Source organism: Streptomyces sp. SLBN-118, from assembly GCF_006715635.1.
In the GTDB taxonomy this organism is placed as follows: domain Bacteria; phylum Actinomycetota; class Actinomycetes; order Streptomycetales; family Streptomycetaceae; genus Streptomyces.
The window spans coordinates 111,558-128,016 of the sequence record NZ_VFNP01000001.1; the positions used below are offsets into that span (position 1 = coordinate 111,558).

The following is a 16,459-nucleotide window of genomic DNA, read 5'->3' on the forward strand; positions in this document are numbered from 1 at the left end:
ATCCCTGTCCCCCTATTTCGGTGCTGTCGTCCGGACCGTACCGCTACACCTGATATGCGCGCAGCGACTTCCTCGCAATCGTGATGGGACGTTGGAGCCAGCGGGCCCGGTTGGCCGAGGGGCCATGACGCCCCGAGATCCACACCCCAGATCGGCGCCCTGCCTCGCCTTCACTCCCCTACCGGTCGCTCCGGCAGACCTCGCCTCCGAGTCCGAATTCCGTCAGGCGCTGATGTACCGCCTGCGGGCTGCGTCCCAGGGGACCGGTGGGCACGGGCACCACACGGATCGTGCAGTTGCCGGAGGAACTGACCCGTCCGACAGCCCAGTGGAGCCCGTCGAGGTCGGTCTGGTACCGCACTACATCGCCCTCGGCCACCCCGTCCTGAAGGAAAGGGGCGTTCTGCACACTCGCCGTGTCATCGCCGAGCTTCGTCGCCCACAGGCCCTCGGTGTCCTGCGGGAACCACCCCTCGCGAGGGGCGAACCGGAACCAGACCTTGATCTTCTCGACCACGTTCTCCATGACGGCCATCATGTGCCGCTCGTCAATGACACCTCGCACCGGGTCTGAACTGGAAATCAACCTCCGCCGTCACAGGACAGCCGGAGGCTAAATCTCCGTCGCCCACCCGCAACGCACCTGCTGAACCGCGTTAAGGTCACCGAAACGGCTGACCGGCCGCGTCGTCGCCTACATCTCCCGCAGTTCCCTGCGGCTGCTCATCAACAGAAAGAGGAGCCCGTGGACTGGGTCATGGGAGTCGCCATCGTCGTTGGCCCGCTGTCGATGGCCCTGGGAACGGCCTCGATACTCACCGGATGGACCTGGCCCTGGGCGCGCCGCAAAGTCAAGAAGCCGCGGATTTACGGACTCGGAGCACTCATCGTGGGCACGGCCTGTCTGGTGCAGGGCCTGCTCCACTTCCGGACCACACCAACCGGTCCATGGGAGATGCGTTTCCTCAACGCGCTGGTGCTCTGCGGCCTGGCGGTCCTCGCAGCGGGTCAGGGATCGACGCTACGCCGCAAAGGCTGACCCCCATCGCCGAATTCGGTGCGGTGCTCTTCGGCGGGGACCCCCGCGAGCCCTACCCAAACCGCACCTCCAGCGCGCCGACGCGGGCGTACTGGGGTGCGCGCAGGTTGCGCCGTCCTCGGGCGCCGCCTCGCCGCAGACCACAAGCGCACGGCGAGAAGGAGCGGTTGCTCATGCTCGGGCGGCCAATTCGACGCCCGGTTTCTCGATCTGGCACGGATCTGGCACGTTCGCCTTCTGATCCGTAGCTCTAGCCGGATCGGTCAGCGACGGTCATTCCGGTCGCTTCTTGGCCATGTAGGGGCGCTACCGGGCTAGGGTGGTTGCTGGGGTTGCGGTACGGCGCTGCTGTACAAGCCTGTTGTCCGGGCGGTCAGCCCTTCGGCCTAAGCTGCGCCTGTGTGGAAAGAAGCCGCTGCCGAAGCCTTGGCCGAAGTCGAGTTCCGGGCACCCGTTGACGCGACTGCTCTAGCCGAGGCAGAGCAGCGTTTTGGCCGAGTCCTGCCGACGCAACTGACTGCTCTTCTGACGGAGACCAACGGGATAGTCGGCGAGTACGGGACTGACGTCGTTTGGTCCCTGGATCGGATTGTGGAGCAGAACCTGCAGTTCTGGTCCCCCGATACGTTCCCGGGCCTGTACATGCCCTTCGACCCGCTGCTGTTCTTCGGCGACAACGGCGGAGGCGACCAGTTCGCCTTCGTGCTGACGCCCCAGCGCCCGGACATCTTCGTCTGGGACCACGAGGATGACAGTCGGCTGTGGGCTGCACGCGAGCTGGAGGACTACCTGCACCGTTCCCTCGCGGGCGATGGCGACTGGTACCGATAGCCACCCTCCACGTCCCTAGTTTGGACGACCAAGTACGCAGTTGCCTGCTGAGCTGCGGCACCGCTCACCTGCGGGAGAGCGGCCTCATCACTCTTGTTCCCCGCGGCTCCCCGCTGGCCCCCGACCGATCGGGCAGGCGTGGGGGACGCGGCACCCGCCAGGTGCTCTGATCACCGGATCGAGCATCATGTGCGCATGCTGCTGACCTTCGGTCCCGACCGCCAGACTCGCGAGTTCAAGTGCGATTGCTGCAATGCCCCCATTGAGCGGGCGTGGGACTTCATCCATGCCGACGGTGCTCCGCACGCCGTGTACTTCGCGAACTGCTACCACCACACCGACCGAGACCACGATGCCTGGATAGACGTCATCTTCGGTACGTGGGGTGAAGGGCCTGACCAATGGAGCGACCACGTTGCCTTCGCCTGTCGTGTCGGTCCGGTGGTGGGGCAGACAACGCCTGCCTCCACGCTTGTGACTGCCGGCCTCGCCCATCCCGATGGGCCGCTCTTCGGGCTCAAGCTTGATCGTGAAGCCGCCTTGCAGCACCCGCGGCTGAACGAGTTCTGGAAAGTCTCTGACTTCATCCTGGAGAACGACCCACTGGTGCGAGGGCACATCTACGGCCACTAGGAAACGAGGCCTGCGCAGCGGCCTCCAGGTTCCGTCAGAGCCCAGCTCCTGCATAGCTGACGAGGGCGGTCACTGACGGACCGAGTTGGGTCGCGAGGGGATGTGCGCCGTTTTCAGGGCCGGTGAGGACCCGCGCCGTCATTGCTGGTGGTGGGTCGGAAGAACACGGTCGACGAGAGACGGAGCTTTCGACCCGGGGGTGCCTGCGGGAGGTGGGGTAGAGGTTGCTGCCTCCACCCCAGGACGTCATCTGCGGATGATGTTGACCGTCACGGTCACGGCGGCTTCGCCGAGGGCCGTTGCGGTGCCGAAGACGGCGATGGCCTGGATCGGCTCAGTGTGGCCTGTGACGATCAAGGCCAGGATTGCGGCGGCGGTCAGCAGGACCACCGCGGCAGGTACCCATTGGGCTGCCCGTGCGAGTTGCTGTGACAGCGAACTGCAGGTGTGCCGTTGGACTGGCTCCCGGTTTGCGTCGGTCATTGGTGGCACAGTTCGTCCCGCTCGCTCTGTGACAGTTCGCCGAGGTACCCCGACGGGATGAGCAGGTGTTCTGCGCCAGCTGGCCCGGTGACTTCCTGGATGTGCTCGTCGACTTCGGCGCGCAGGGTCGGTTCGGCCGGGCTGATGCGAGCGGGGGCGGTGTCCCAGTCCTCGTCACATAGGAACCCGGAGCCGTCCCATGCGCGGTAGCAGTGCACGGCTTCGGCGGGCTCGTCGCGCAGCAGGCCTTCGAGGAAGAGGGCGTAGGCGGCGGTGGAGTCGCCGACGCCGGCTGCGTAGCGCCACCAGAACCGGGCGCCGTCGTTGGCGTCCTGGTCGCCGAGGTACAGCAGACAACCAAATGCGCGGGCGCCGACCTGGTCGGTGGGGCTGGAGGCGTCGGCGAACTCGACGAGACGGTCTCCGGTGCCTGGGGCTCGGAGGACTGCTTTGCAGAGGTCCTTCAGGTCGCGCTCGAGGCGCTTCTTGAGGGTTTGTGTCCTGTCGCTGTGGTCGGGGAGGAGGAGTTCGGCCAGAACCGGGGAGCTGGGTACGAGCCATCCCTCTTCGCGGAGTTGGGCGGCTTGGGCGCGGCGGCTGACGGCTTGGTCGATGCGTTTGCGTAGTTGGCGGTTATCTTCGGCGCGCTGGTCGCGGGTGTAGGCGGGGGTGGGGACCCGTGCTCCGCGCAAGATGTCCTCGATCATCCGTGGTGGCCTTTCTCGTGGGCGGCGGGCGGATCGGTTTCGGTGAGCTCGATGGCCAGGTGGTTCATGGCGACGGCCAGGTGGGAGCGCACCGTGGAGTCGGACAGGCCGATCAGGGAGGCGACTTCCTTGATGGGCACGCCCAGCAGGAAGTGCAGAGTGACGCAGGTGCGTTGGCGGTCGGGCAGTCGTTCCACGGCTTCGCGGACCTGCATCCGCAGCGATACCTGGTCGATCTCCTCGTCCGGTATGGCTGCCAGGGGGCGCACGGAGGGTTCGAATGCGATTCCGGCCAGGGTGGCCGGGCGCCGGTCCCGCTTGCGCAGGGCGTCGACGATTCCGTCGTGGAGGATCTTCCAGCCGTAGGCGGCGGTGTTCTCGCTGCTGAGCGCTTCGTCCCTGGGCGCCGGTGTCAAGCAGGCGCCGGGTGCGCAGCGCGAGGCGACGGCGCACCTCTGCCAGCTGCGGCGTCAGCGGCTCGGCGGGCTCGTGTGCGGGGCACAGGACAGGGTGCGGGATACGGCACCAGGGGGTGCCGTCGCCCGCGGGGTGCGCGATGCTGGAGTCGGCGTGCCAACGGCAGGAGACCGGGACCGCAGCTGCGGCGAGTTCCTGCGGGTGCAGGCCGACGGGTCGCCCCTGGGTGCGGGTGTACCAGTCGATGCGGTTGCCGCACTCCCGGCACCGGCCGGGTTGGGCGGTGCGCAGTAGCCGGCTCGGGCTGTCCGCGGCAACCCGCAGTGCCCGCAGGCGCCGCGGAGCCATGGGGGTGCCGTCCCAGCGGCGGCCGGACGGAGTGGTCAGGGAACACATAGCCGCGAAGGTGACAGGCGACGCGCCGCGGGCACGGCGTCCGGGCCGCCAACGTCCCACGAACGGCCCCATCTGCTGGAAACATGCGCACGATCAGTCGCACGTACGGACGAGGGTGGTGACCGGATCGGGTGGTTTGTCGACTGGGGTCCAGCCTGGGTTAGTCGGCGGATTCGGCGGGGGGCGTGTGGCCGTCGCAGAGGGTGGCGAAGAGGTGATCGACGGGCACGTTCAGGGCGTGGGCGAGGGCGTGCCAGGTCTTGAGGGATCCGATGGTGCGGCCCTGCTCGATCTCGATGAGGGTGCGCCTGGCCAGGCCGCTGCGGCGGGCCAGTTCGTCGTAGGTCCAGCCGCGTTCGCTCCTCAGCCGCGCCAGCTGCAAACGGAGGGCGGTGAGGTTCGGGTCGGGCGGGAAGATCGTCACTCCACTATCCGACGGTGCAGACACCTGCCCTGTCAGTGCAGACCTCTGCCCTATTTCCGCAGGTGACCGCCCCAAGCGGCAGGGCAGAGGTCTGCACTACGGTGCGGCCAACACCCCCGCTCCCTCAGCCAGACGAGCCGGTAAGCGGACCAGCCCCGCGCCCACAGCAGGAGGAACGCGCGCACCATGAGGCTGTGCAGCACGCACCCACCGGTGCCCCGCACCTGGACCGTCGAACTACGCCCCCACCACGGCGGACCAGTGCTCTACTGCCCCCGCTGCTCACCGAGCGGACATGCCCTGCAGGCGACTTCGGCACGGCCTGCGGTTCTGGAGCACCTGGCACGGCATGCCCGCAGCGACGCCCTCCCTGCTCATCTGCGCACCTGTCAGTGCCACGAACGGGACTGCCGCTGGCACCCACGCCACCGCGGCTGCACCGGCCCCATCCTGCTCGTCCTCACCCGCGAACACGGCGGCCGCACCTGGCGCCTCGCCGACACCTGCGCCTCCTGCGCAGCCGCCACCCCCCATGCCGCAGTCATCCCCGACACTGCGCTCAACCCTTCGTCGACGCAGCGTCTGCCCGGTGACGGTCCCGGCTCCAGTCCGGCAAAGCGCATGGGACGACCACGGGGTGCGTCCGAGCAGGTCCCCGTCCAAGAAATGCTCAGCTACCTCGCAGCCGCACTCCCCACCGGCACCAGCCCCGAAGCCAGACTCCTCGCCCTTCAATGCGCCCTGCGCGCCAACCGTCACGGACAGGTCCGGCTCCCCACCGGGCTGCTGCGCGCCATGCGACTTGGCCACGCCAGCGCGCACTGGCACGAGTTGGAATGCCGCCGTTGGCTGTGCCCCGTGCAGCGTGGGATCAGCAGGCAGAACGACGCAGCCCTCCCAGTTCAGCTGCTCGATCCCCTGACTCAGGCAAGCGGCCGTGCTGGACGCCTTCAGGCCGCCGACTGGGCGCTGCGTGTCATCTCCAGAGCACCGTTGAAGGGGCAGCCTGCTGGCCTGCGACTAGCCGCGCTGGCTCTGGCCGCCCACCGCTCCCCCGCCCACACTCAAGCCGGCGTCGAAGCCGACCGGCTCAGCCGGGCCTGCGGCATCAAAGCCACCGACCTCGGCCCACTGCTCGACCACCTCGTCGAAGCCGGGACGATCAAAGCATGGGCCTGCGACCCGCACACCGAAGACCTCCACTGGACCCCCTCGCGCCCCGCAGCACGCCCTGTCAGATGAGGCCAAGCTGGCCGCATTGGCATCCCAAGTCGCGCCCCTGGTCGTCACCCCTTCTCGGATGTGAAGACGCGGAGGCCTGGGCGGCGACTTTGAGGGCAAACGCGCCCGCCTCCTCGACGACGCCGGTCCCGCCTGCCGGGTCAGCGGCGCCGGAGACGACCTGGAGGAGCGCATCACGCCGACGGCCCATGGTGCGATCCGCCGGACCAGGACTCCGCGGAATTCTCAGCCCTCGGCGGCCCCTTCAGTCGCCTGTGGTGTGACAGATTCGGGGTTCTGCGCGCTGGAACAAGCGTGATCACTGATGCGACGTACGGAGAAGACAGAGACGCCGAGTCCCGCGCCGTCTTGGACTTGAAGCAGTCTGTGACCCGGCGTGCTCGAGATGGTCGCCCCGCATACGTATGGGCGTTGAAGACGGTGGCCTGCATCGCCCTGCTCACACCAGCCTTGGGATGCGCCACGGCATCGGATGAAGTCGCGCCCGCTGCCTCATCCCTGTCCTCGCCCTCCTTGTCGGACGATGCCAAAGCTGCGAAGGAGACGCCATCGATGGAACCAAGCTCCATAACGGTCCTCATCACTTTTGTCGGTGGACCAGCCGACGGCCGCACCCAGCACATTCCGCTAACCCGGCTCAAGGATGAGATAACCGTTGCAGGGGTGCCGTATCGAACGAAGACGGGAGGTGCTCCGGAGCTGACGACCACCCCCGAGGGGGCAGCGCAGATCTTCCGCCCCGTCTGACACTGCCTGAACGGCATGCCTGGGCAGGCGGCAACGTGCCCCCAACACGGCGCAGCGACCGCGTCGGTCGGCGAGGGGCGCGAAGGATCAGCTCGCGCCGACGGAGACCGGGACCCCGGTCGCTCACTCGAACACGACCATCCGCGTCGGCGGACCGCCAGGTACAGCTCTTGGGGGCTGCGGGCCGCAGACTGGGCACTACGCGTCGCCTCCGCAGCACCGCTGAGAGTACTGTCCACCAGTGCAAGGCTGACCGCACTGGCCCTTGAGGCGCACCACTCTCCCAACCCCGCACGCACCGGCGTCGAAGCCGAACGGCTCAGCCGAGCATGCGGCACCAACCCGCGGGCCTCGCCCCACTACTCGACCACCTCGTTGAAGCCGGGACGATCAAAGCATGGGCCTGCAACCCGCACACCGAAGAGCTCCACTGGGCCCCCTCGCGCCCCTTGGTACGCCCTGTCAGGTGAGGTGGGCTCACCGCAGTCACGTGCGGCAGGTGGCGCCACCGTTCGGGATCTCGAAGTCTGCGGCCGACCGCATCCTGGATCACCTGGCGCAGGGTCATGCGGGACTGCCGCACGGTGTTCACCAAGCCAATGCTCGGCATCGCCCGCCTACACAACCTCGCCCTCACTGGATAATCCTCGCCCCGTACGCGACAACCTCTAGCCGCCACTAGCCGTGGCAGCGGAGCCTGATAAGGATCACGTCTGAGGCAAGGCCTTCCAGATATCCCACGGGATCCTCGGCGTACCTGAGCCCGTCCTGCATGTGCGGGCAGACCTCAGAGCCGTCGCAGGTGCCATGCACGGGATCACCGTCCTCGATCCACCAGCCGTCCAGCGTCAACAGGTCCGGCATCCACTCGTGAAGAGTGGAGAGGTCGAGCATTCCTCTGGGGCCGCCCGCACACTTGCCGAGCAGGCTGGGCATGGGCTTACCGTCATAGCGAGGCGAATCGTGGATCAGCTTGGGATCACCCTCAAATCCAGGGAGCACCGAGAAGCCGGTCGTTTCGCTTCCGCCGCGGATCGTCCACGAATCCCAGATTTCCCGCCATTCGATACCTGAGTCCCTTTCGAAGGGCGCGAGGACATCGGCTATCGCGGCCTCGACGTTATCGGCCGCCTGCGCGGGGAGGCAGACCACCACTCGAATTCCAGCCACTTCAACTCCCAGCTTTGCACGATTATCGCAGCCCCCTATGATAGAACATGCCATCACCGGGTAGCTACCCGGTGATGGCATGTTCTTAGCACCTGGATGCTACTCAGGCGTAGGAAGGTGCGGGGGTATCTGTGAATCCGTAAGGATCGAAGAAGTCCTTGCCCATCTCCTCGAGCCCTCCCCAGAATCCGAAGCTACGGAAGTAGCTGTTGGCCTGGGCGAACGGCAAGAGGTTCCCTGCAATTCCCATCGCACGGAACCCGCGAATCTTCGGACTGACCCGCGCCGTATTTGCGCCGGAAACAGCGCTGAATACTCGTCCGTTGTCGAACCCGCTACTCGGATGGATCACACGTACACGAGAGTCCCCCGCGAAATGCTCTGCCACCGCCTGCGCCTGAGCCTCGCTCGTGGCGACATAAATGACATTGTTCGCCTGCCCCTTCTTGGTCGAACTCATTTTGTTGTTGATGTCCGAAGCAATCAGGTTCAGCGCTTTGCCGTCTTTGGAACTCGTCGCATCGTAATCGACGACATCGACGATATTTCCGTTTTCATAGGAGACCTTGATGAAATCGGAGGTCGTTCCGTTGTGCCGCAGGTTACCGTTCTCGTCGGTGAAGGAACCCTTGCCCACCGTCGGCGCGGAATCGTCCTGGAGCAGGTACCGTTCGCCGGATAGGGTGCCCGAATCCGGATCGTAGTACATGCCCGCTGCCTTCAGATCATCGTTTGCCGCCTGGAGAGCGGTTCTCGTGGCGTCGTTGTCAGCCTCACCCCCCAGGATGTGCCCGATGCCGTAGGCGTCATAGATCACCGGGCGGCCGTCCGACAGCGTGTCCTTTGACAGAGTGGGGCTGCCCCCAGGCTCGGGTGCGAGCATGTGCCCGTCGCGTTCGAGGAAGCTGGTCGGGTTGCCGCCGGTGAAGGCGTACCGGTTACCCGTGTACGGATCCGCGCCGAGGCTCATGTCGGCGAGAGCCCCGGTGTACATGTCCCGGGTGGTGAAGCGGTTGAGGCCCGGGCTGTAGTCGCGGAAGCCCATGTCGTAGGTGCCGGACTGGGCGTCCCAGCGCTTGGCGTTGAAACGGTAGGGGTTGTACGCCTCCTTCGTCGGGTCGGCGGCGTCCGGCTTGTCGATGCCGGTGAACTGGGCCTCGTCGTCGCTGCCGTAGGCGGTGTAGCCGTAGGTGGCCTTGGTGTCGCCGTTCTTGTCGGTCAGCGTCTCGACGTCGGTGTGGCTGTTGTAGCCGTAGAAGCCGTCCTCGGTCGTGCCGTCAGTATTGTGCTTGACCTGTGAAAGGCGTTCGCCCCACGGGCTGTACTGGTAGGACTTGGCCAGCCGGCCTGCGACCTCTTCACCCAGGACCTCGCCGGACAGGCCGAGGTAGGTGAAGTCCGTGGTCGTTCCGTCCGCCGTCTTAGAGGCAGTGCGGTCGAGCGGGTCGAAGGTGTAGGTCGTCGACTTCATCGACCCGGTGTCGCCCATTTGCTGGGACTCCACCACGTGGTCGAAACCGTCGTACACGCTTCGCGAGATGACTTGCCCGCCGCTGGTGACGGACTCCTGGCGGCCGAACGGGTCGTAGTTGTAGTTCGCAGTGACTCCGGACGCCGTCGCGGTCAGCAGCCGGTTTCGGTCGTAGGCGTAGGTGGTGCTCGTGCCCTTGACCGTCTGGCTAATGACGTTGGCGTTGTCGTCGTGGGTGTACGTCTCCGTCCCTGCGCCGTTGCCGGTCTTCACCGACTTCGCCAGCCGGTCGGCCGGGTCGTACGTGTAGTCGGTGGTGGAGTCGAGGTACGCCGCGTGGTTGTCGGCGTTCATCCTCTTCGCGACATCCTGCGCCTTGTTGCCGTTGGGGTCGTAGGCGTAGGTGTGCGAGGAGACGAGGGTGCCGTTTGGCTTCTTCTCCGAAGAGGACTTGAGCGGACCGTCGAGGTAGTACGTGTAGTCGACGGTGTTGCTGTTGGCCTTGGTCTCCGTCAGCTTCTGGCCGCGGTCGGTGTACGTGAACGACGAGACCTTCGGCGAGGTGTCCGTGGCGGTCTTGCCGATCGAAACCGTTTTGACCAGCTCACGCAGGTCGTAGGTGTACTTGGAGAACTGGTCGGGGTGGGTGATGGTGTCCGGCTGGCTGTTGGCGTCGTAGGTGTAGGAGGTGGACTCCTTCTCCTGGCCGGCCAGCGCTTCGGTCACCTTCTGGACCTGGTTCAGTCCGGTGTAGGCGATCGTATAGGCGTCGATCTTCGCGCCGGATGAGGTGTCGTCTATGGAGGTCAGGTTGCCGTTGACGTCGTAGGCGTAGGCGTAGGTCTTCTTCTCGGTGTCTGTGTCGGCGGAGTTGTCGCGCACCAGCTTGACGCCGTCGGCGACGACCGCTCCGCCGCTATTCTGGAAGAGCTGGAGCTTGGCCGCGTTGCCCTGGGTGAAACTGAACGAGCCCAGCGAGACCCAGGTGCCGGTTCCGGCTGCCTGGCTGATGGTTTTGTCCGTGGTGCCGGTGGAGTGCGTGACCGTGTACTTGGCGGCCGTCGCAGCGCCGATGACCTGCGGGAACTTGACGTAGGCGGTGTAGGTTCCGGTCTTGGGGATGTTCAGCGTCCAGGTGAACGCGTCCGTCCCGGTTCCTGTGGCATGGACTTGGTGGTCATAGCCATGCTGCCCGGCGATGCTTCCCTTGGTCCATGTGCCCGTGGAACTGGTGTTCTGGGTGTCAGAGTTGTCGACGAGCGGAACCGCACTGCCGACCGGCACACCATCGTCGGTGCGGGTCTTGAGCTTGCCGTCCGGGTAGAAGGTCCAGCCCATGGTGCGGTTGGACGAGCCGCCCGCCGACGTGATGGTGCGGGCGGTCTGCTTGCCGATCTCGTTGTAGTCGTACGTGGTGACGATGTCCCAAGGATCGGTTGACGACTTGGGCCAGCCGTTGTCGAAGTAGCTGTAGGTGGTGTCGTTGCGGACCGTCTGGCCAGCGGAGGATGGCAGCGAGGTCTTGGAGACCCTGCCGACCTCGTCGTAGAACGTCTGGGTATAGACGTTCGGGCTGTTGTAGCGAGCATCTGCCGGGTCAAACGGCTGGAACTGCTTCACCGGCCGGTTCAGCGCATCGTACTCTGCCCGGGCGGCGAAGTCATCGGCATCGGCTGTTTCCGCACCGCGTGGGGTTATCACCTTGGTGGTGTTGCCGACTTGGTCGTACTCGTACTTGGTCGTCCGGTAGTTGATGCTGGGGCTGCTGCCCGTGTGCGGAACCTTGACCTGGGTCTGCTTGCCCCGCTCGTCGTAGGTGACAAGGGTCTCGTTGTTCTCGGCGTCCTTGGAAGCCACGACGAGCGAGTCGTTGTCATACGTACGAGAAGTGGTCTTGCCCGCCGCGTCGGTGACCGTGGTGACCCGGTGGTTCAGGTCGTAAGCGGTCTTGGTGGTGTAGTCGAGCGGGTCGGCGGTCGCGTTCTTCTTCGGATCGACGACCGCGACCGGGTTGCCGACGTTGTCGTACTCATAACTAACCTTGGCGCCCGCGGCATTGACCACCGAGGTGAGCTGGGAGATCTCGTCGTAGTTGTTTGTCGTAACGTAGTCCGTTGCGTCGGCGGTGGTCAGCGAGCCCTTGGGCTCCGTCGACGTCCTGAGATTGCCGACCTTGTCGTACGCGTAGGTCGACTTGCGCTCGCTCGACGTCGAGGTGTCCTTCGGAGCCGTCGCCTCCTTCACCTGATCCGCCGCGTCGTAAACCGCAGTGGACACGGCACCGTTCGGCGAGGTCGACGTGGTGACGTTGTCGTTGGCGTCGTAGACCGGAGCCGGAGTGGTGATCAGGACGCCCGCTGCCTGGTCCTTGGGCACCGTGTTCACCAGCGGCCGCCCGAACGTGTCGTACGTCTGCGTGGTCTTCTTGCCCAGCGCGTCCGTGGCCTCCGTGACCTGGCCCCGCTCGTCATAGACGAACGAGGTCGACTTGCCCAGAGCGTCGGTGATCGTCACCGGGTAGCCGGTCGGCCCGAACCCGCTATTACTGGTTGGGTTGCCGTTGGCGTCAGTCGCCTTGGTCAGTTCGCCGTACCCGTCGTACTCGTATGCGGTGGTGTAGTCGCCTGCTGTGGGGGTGGCGAGACCCTTGGGGTCGGTGACCGTCTTCAGATTGCCGAACGAGTCATAGCCGAACTGCCACTTGCGACCCTCCGGAGAGGTCTTGGTGAACAGGTCAGCGGAGTAGCCGTCCAGACGGGTCTGGTACTCGTACTTGGCCGCGTTGGCCGGGTAGGTGCCAGGGGCGCAGTCCGAGGACGGCGGCACGCCGGCCTTGTTGTTCTCGGCGTCGCGCTGCCAGAGCGGGTAGCCGGTCTTCTGGTCGTAGCAGAACGCGTTTTTGGCGCCGTTGGCCTCTTCGAGGTAGGTGACGTTGTTGTCCGCGTCCCAGGCCAGCTTGGTGGTTTGGGACTTGGCGTTGGTGGTCTGGACCGGGCGGTAGAAGTCGTCCATCACAAAGGTCGACGTGTGGTTCTCAGCGTCGGTGACCCTGGTGTCGGTGAACTTGTCGTTACTGGCGTTCACGGCGTACGTGAAGCCGGTCGCACCCTGGAGACGGTCGGTGATCGTCTTGGTCCACCAGTGGTACTTCGGGTCGTCACCGGCCTGCGGCGCGTAGTACGCCATGTTGGTGGCGTTGCCGCGCGGGTCGGTGGCCTTGACCAGCTTGACGTTCTTGTTCCCCTGCGTGGCGTCGTAGGTGAACTTGAAGTCCTTGGGCTGAGCGGAGCCGTCACCGTCGGTCAGCTGTCCGAGCAGGCCCTTGTCGGTGTAGTAGAACGAGATCTTGCGGCCCGAGATGTCCGTCATGGACTTCACGTGGTCGTAGATCTTGGAGTTGGTCAGGTTGGTGCCGGTGACCTTGGCGCCCGTGGCGTCGATGTAGTCGTAGGACGCGTCACCCTTGTTGAAGTAGGTGACGGTCAGCGACTGTCGGCCGGCCGGGTCGGTGATGTACTTGAGGAATTTGGTCGGCTTGTTATTGGACTTGCGCTCCTCGTACGTGTACGTCTGCGTGTTGCCGTTCTTGTCGATCGCAGACGTCATGTAACCGTCGCAGCCGAAAAGGAAACGCGTGCCGTCAGGGCGGGTCAGCGTCCAGGCGTCCGGGACCGGGTCCTTGGAGGGCTTGCAGTCCAGGCCGGACTTCATCGTGACCTTGTAGTGCACACCGGCCGGGGCCTTCCACACCGAGTTGGTGCTGTCCCAGCGGAAGATGTGCGTCGTACCGTCACCGTCCGGGAGGCGGATCTCCGTCGGGTTCGGGTTGGGGTGGAAGTCCAGCGGGGCGCCAAGCCGGATGGGACCGGCCGCCTGGCCGGACCAGCCGTGGCCCAGGACCGTGTCGCTGGTGTCCAGGGAGTTGTAGGCGAACCGCGCGAACGTCGTGAGACCGCGGCTTGGGTTGGTGAACGCGTTGTACTGCCACACACTGTTGCCAGAGGCGGTGTTGTTCATGACCGTGGATCCGGCGCCGGTGTTCTTGCCCGCGTACGAGTAGAACTTCTCCAGGCCTAGGCTGTTGGAGGTCGGGTCCTCGACCGCCACGTTCTGCTTCAGCGACGGGATGGCGGGAGTGCCTGCGGAGAGCCAGCTGCCGTCCGAGATCTTGCGGACGTCCCAGCCCAGCACGTACTCGGTGCGCTTGGAGCCGTTGTCCGAGTTGATGGGGGTCTTGACCTGCGCCTGGATGGTCGCGGACTTGCCCGGCAGCAGTGCCGGGATCGCTGTGGAGAGCTGGTTGCCGCTGTTGGTCATGTCCGTGCCGTCGGGCAGCTTCCAGGTGTAGGACAGCTGCCGCTCACCGGCGGCCCACGCCGAAGCGGTGGTGTTGGTGACCGTGAACTCGACCGTGTACTGCGAGTTGGGGGTCATCCGGGCCGGCGTCTGTGGCGCGTAGTACGTGTCCTCGGTCGTCGAGTCGACGTAGATGACCTGCATGTACGGGCGCAGCTGCGGGTCGGAGGCCTCCGACGACAGGAACAGCGTGCGCTCCTGCGGACCGGTGGTGGTCTCGTCCTTCAGCTTGACCGCGACGCCCTTGTTGCCCGTGGGCGTCTTGACCCACGACTGCATGAGGCCGGTGGCGTCCCACCAGTGGCGTCCGACCTCGTCGGTGATCTGGGGGACGGTGTCGGCGACGGTGGCGGACATGTCGCCGCCCGCCGTGGTCCACGCGGTGGTGGACGTGGCGTTGTTCCAGGTGGCCTGGGTCTCGGTGAAGTCCCGGGTCAGCGCGTGGAGTTCGTAGATCGCACCATTGGTGGTGCTGGTGGTCTCCGCTCCCCACATGTACATCTTGTTCTCCAGCACCGTGGCGGTGGTGGGGATCGAGCTGGTGGGGAACTTCAGCACGGCGCGCGTCTTGCCGTACGTGGTGGAGTTGTTGCCGACGCTCAGCCAGGTCTGACCCACACCCAGGGACTGGATGGCGTCCTGGTTGACGGTCGGCTGCTGCGAGGACAGCGTGGTGTCCGTCTGACCGCTCTGGATGATCTTCATCGTCCGGCCGGCCTTGGGGATGCCCACCACCCGGGTCGGAGAGCCGAGCAGCTCGCCGCCCTTGGTCTTGACCGCCAGCTGGTAGAAGTACGACTTCCCGATCTCCGAGGAGCTGGAGTCCGGGGTCGGGACCGCCGTGGTGTCCGTGTAGGTGGTCGCCGTGGACGCGATCGGGGCGATCAGGGTCGCAGCCGACGGGGTGAAGACCTGCTGCGTGGAGCGGTGCAGCTGGTACTCGACGATGTCGTCGTTCGCCACGCCGCTGGTGTTCACATAGGCGGGCCAGGACAGCTCCGGGCCCGTGCCGTGCACCACGGTCGGCGAGTTCAGCGCGGTGCCGACCTTGCCGTAGGTGACGGTCAGCCGCGGAATAGTCGAGGTCTCGCCGCCGTAGCTGCCGTCGCCCGCCTCGTAGCGCGGGCCGCCAGTCGGCGCGGTGCCCGACTCATCGGTGGCCTTGAGCACGAACCCGTAGTTGGGATTGACCCCAGACACCCAGCGTTGGACCGTGTCGGTCACTGGGAACTTGTGCCACTGGTTGTAGGCGCCGATCGCCTTCGTCTTCGCGGCGGTGTTCACCAGCCGGACCGAGTCCGCGAGCGTCCGCGTCGTGGAGCTGCCGGTGTCGCCCAGGACGATCTTGCCGGTATTGCCCTTGGCCCAGGGGTACTCAACTGTGTCGAGGACCTTCCAGACGCCGCCGGTACCGGTCTGGTTGACGGTGTAATTCTTCGTGCCGCCGTTGTAGTTCACGGTGTACGGGGCGGCCGTGGGCGCGTCCGACGCTGCCGGGAAATGCACCTCGGCCCGGTACGAATCGCTCTCCGGCACCTGCGGCTGCCAGGAGTACGACTCACCCGTCAGTGCGTTCTTGTTGTACGCGAAATCGTCGTAGGTCGCAGCCCCACCGGTCGTGGTGCCCCCCGGCCACTCGCCGACCGCCGCCGTCCCCACAGCCCCGTCATCGATCATGACAGTAGTTGCGGATAGCTCACCCACCAGCGCACTGGTGTTGGACCAGGTCGCCGTCGACTCGTCCCACGCACCGGTGGCCCGGTGCGCCTCGATGGTCACGGCGTTGCCGTTGGTGGTGTGCGCCTGGTCGTAGTACATCTCCAGGCGGGCGGCATCGACCTTCACGCCCGCCGGGACCTCACTCAGCGGGAACTTGATCAGCGAGCGGGAGATACCGGTGTCCGTCTTGCCGGCCGACAGCTTCCACGTGGAGTTGAAGTTCACCCCGGGCTGATCGGACAGGACCATCGTGTCCTGCGACGCCGTCGGCGACGGCGCAATGGTGATCGTCGGGTCGATCACCACCGGATACTGACGCTCCTTCGCCGCCAGCCACTTCGCGTCCGGCGCAACCGTCAGCTTCCAGTTCTTCCCGTCCCGGGAGAGCTTCTGGGAAACCTTGGTGGAGTACGTACCACCGGTCGGCGACAGCGCATCCTTCTTGGCGTCCGTCATATACGGAGCCGGGATCACCATCACCGGCGTGTTCGGCGCCTCACCGTAGAAGGCGACCGAACCGTCCTTGCGCGCCTTCGGCGTCAGCCCCTCGGCGTTCAGGGTGAAGGTGAACGACACCGGGCCGGCCGGAGCCGCGTCCAGGACGATGTTCTCCTTCACCTGCCCCCGGCCGACCTTGTACTGCAGATCCGCGCCCGAAGCGGCGTCCTTGTACGTGACCGTGTCGCCGCCGGCCTGCGGCTTCAAGCTCTTGGCGGCCGCGCCCGTTAGGCCCAGGCTGATGGCTCCGCCGCCCGCGGACTCAAAACGCAGCAGCTTGTCCGGATCAGAACCGAACCAGCTCCGGCCGGTGTTGGCCGTGTTCG

The 16,459-nt window shown here is 65.8% G+C and carries 10 protein-coding genes and 2 pseudogenes; 4 read left to right on the plus strand and 8 right to left on the minus strand.

All coding sequences use genetic code 11. The features are described 5' to 3' along the window. Positions 1-196: 196 nt before the first annotated feature. Positions 197-538 (minus strand): annotated as a pseudogene (locus tag FBY35_RS00560) (DUF4265 domain-containing protein); the annotation flags it as partial. A 207-nt stretch (positions 539-745) separates the two neighbouring features. On the opposite strand from FBY35_RS00560, the gene FBY35_RS00565 reads away from it, so the two are divergent. The 3 genes from FBY35_RS00565 to FBY35_RS00575 all read left to right on the plus strand — a co-directional run bounded on the left by FBY35_RS00565 (position 746) and on the right by FBY35_RS00575 (position 2,503). Then, positions 746-1,039, plus strand: a complete 294-nt coding sequence (locus FBY35_RS00565) for a solute carrier organic anion transporter (protein WP_142211888.1) — start codon at positions 746-748, stop codon at positions 1,037-1,039. A 399-nt stretch (positions 1,040-1,438) separates the two neighbouring features. Continuing rightward, positions 1,439-1,870 (plus strand): SMI1/KNR4 family protein, encoded by a 432-nt coding sequence (locus FBY35_RS00570; RefSeq protein WP_142211889.1) that lies wholly within the window; start codon positions 1,439-1,441, stop codon positions 1,868-1,870. Positions 1,871-2,065: 195 nt separating this feature from the next. Beyond that, positions 2,066-2,503 carry a hypothetical protein gene (locus FBY35_RS00575; protein WP_142211890.1) on the plus strand — a complete coding sequence of 146 codons (438 nt, stop codon included), beginning with the start codon at positions 2,066-2,068 and terminating at the stop codon, positions 2,501-2,503. Between the two features lie 246 nt (positions 2,504-2,749). On the opposite strand, the gene FBY35_RS00580 is transcribed toward FBY35_RS00575, so the two are convergent. The 5 genes and pseudogenes from FBY35_RS00580 to FBY35_RS00595 all read right to left on the minus strand — a co-directional run bounded on the left by FBY35_RS00580 (position 2,750) and on the right by FBY35_RS00595 (position 4,930). Then, the gene (locus FBY35_RS00580) at positions 2,750-2,986 is read right to left on the minus strand and encodes a hypothetical protein (protein ID WP_142211891.1); all 237 of its coding nucleotides are present in this window, start codon (positions 2,984-2,986) and stop codon (positions 2,750-2,752) included. After that, complete coding sequence (locus FBY35_RS00585; protein WP_142211892.1) at positions 2,983-3,693, minus strand: hypothetical protein; 711 nt, start codon at positions 3,691-3,693, stop codon at positions 2,983-2,985. Before FBY35_RS00585 ends, FBY35_RS00580 begins: the two co-directional genes overlap by 4 nt. After that, positions 3,690-4,109, minus strand: coding sequence for an RNA polymerase sigma factor (locus tag FBY35_RS00590; protein ID WP_142211893.1), 420 nt, complete (start codon positions 4,107-4,109; stop codon positions 3,690-3,692). The genes FBY35_RS00585 and FBY35_RS00590 overlap by 4 nt, the downstream gene beginning before the upstream one ends. A 55-nt stretch (positions 4,110-4,164) precedes the next feature. Further along, a pseudogene (locus tag FBY35_RS36565) lies at positions 4,165-4,578 on the minus strand (DUF6083 domain-containing protein); the annotation flags it as partial. 88 nt (positions 4,579-4,666) lie between these two features. Then, positions 4,667-4,930, minus strand: coding sequence for a helix-turn-helix transcriptional regulator (locus FBY35_RS00595; protein WP_142211894.1), 264 nt, complete (start codon positions 4,928-4,930; stop codon positions 4,667-4,669). Positions 4,931-5,116: 186 nt separating this feature from the next. Between FBY35_RS00595 and FBY35_RS00600 the strand changes: the two genes are divergently transcribed. Next, entirely contained in the window at positions 5,117-6,172 is a 1,056-nt protein-coding gene (locus tag FBY35_RS00600) for a hypothetical protein (protein ID WP_142211895.1), read from the plus strand. 1,425 nt (positions 6,173-7,597) lie between these two features. Here the strand turns inward: FBY35_RS00600 and FBY35_RS00615 are convergent. Then, the gene (locus FBY35_RS00615) at positions 7,598-8,089 is read right to left on the minus strand and encodes a hypothetical protein (RefSeq protein WP_142211897.1); all 492 of its coding nucleotides are present in this window, start codon (positions 8,087-8,089) and stop codon (positions 7,598-7,600) included. A 103-nt stretch (positions 8,090-8,192) separates the two neighbouring features. Beyond that, on the minus strand, positions 8,193-15,884 hold the full coding sequence (locus FBY35_RS00620; RefSeq protein ID WP_260848651.1) for a DNRLRE domain-containing protein: 7,692 nt from the start codon (positions 15,882-15,884) through the stop codon (positions 8,193-8,195). Positions 15,885-16,459: the final 575 nt, after the last annotated feature.

Bases quoted from the DNA above. Each gene is read 5' to 3' on its own strand.
- FBY35_RS00600 (WP_142211895.1), top strand. From the start codon at position 5,117: ATGAGGCTGTGCAGCACGCACCCACCGGTGCCCCGCACCTGGACCGTC.
- FBY35_RS00585 (WP_142211892.1), bottom strand. From the start codon at position 3,693: ATGATCGAGGACATCTTGCGCGGAGCACGGGTCCCCACCCCCGCCTAC.
- FBY35_RS00575 (WP_142211890.1), top strand. From the start codon at position 2,066: ATGCTGCTGACCTTCGGTCCCGACCGCCAGACTCGCGAGTTCAAGTGC.
- FBY35_RS00580 (WP_142211891.1), bottom strand. From the start codon at position 2,986: ATGACCGACGCAAACCGGGAGCCAGTCCAACGGCACACCTGCAGTTCG.
- FBY35_RS00620 (WP_260848651.1), bottom strand. From the start codon at position 15,884: ATGGTCCTGTCCGATCAGCCCGGGGTGAACTTCAACTCCACGTGGAAG.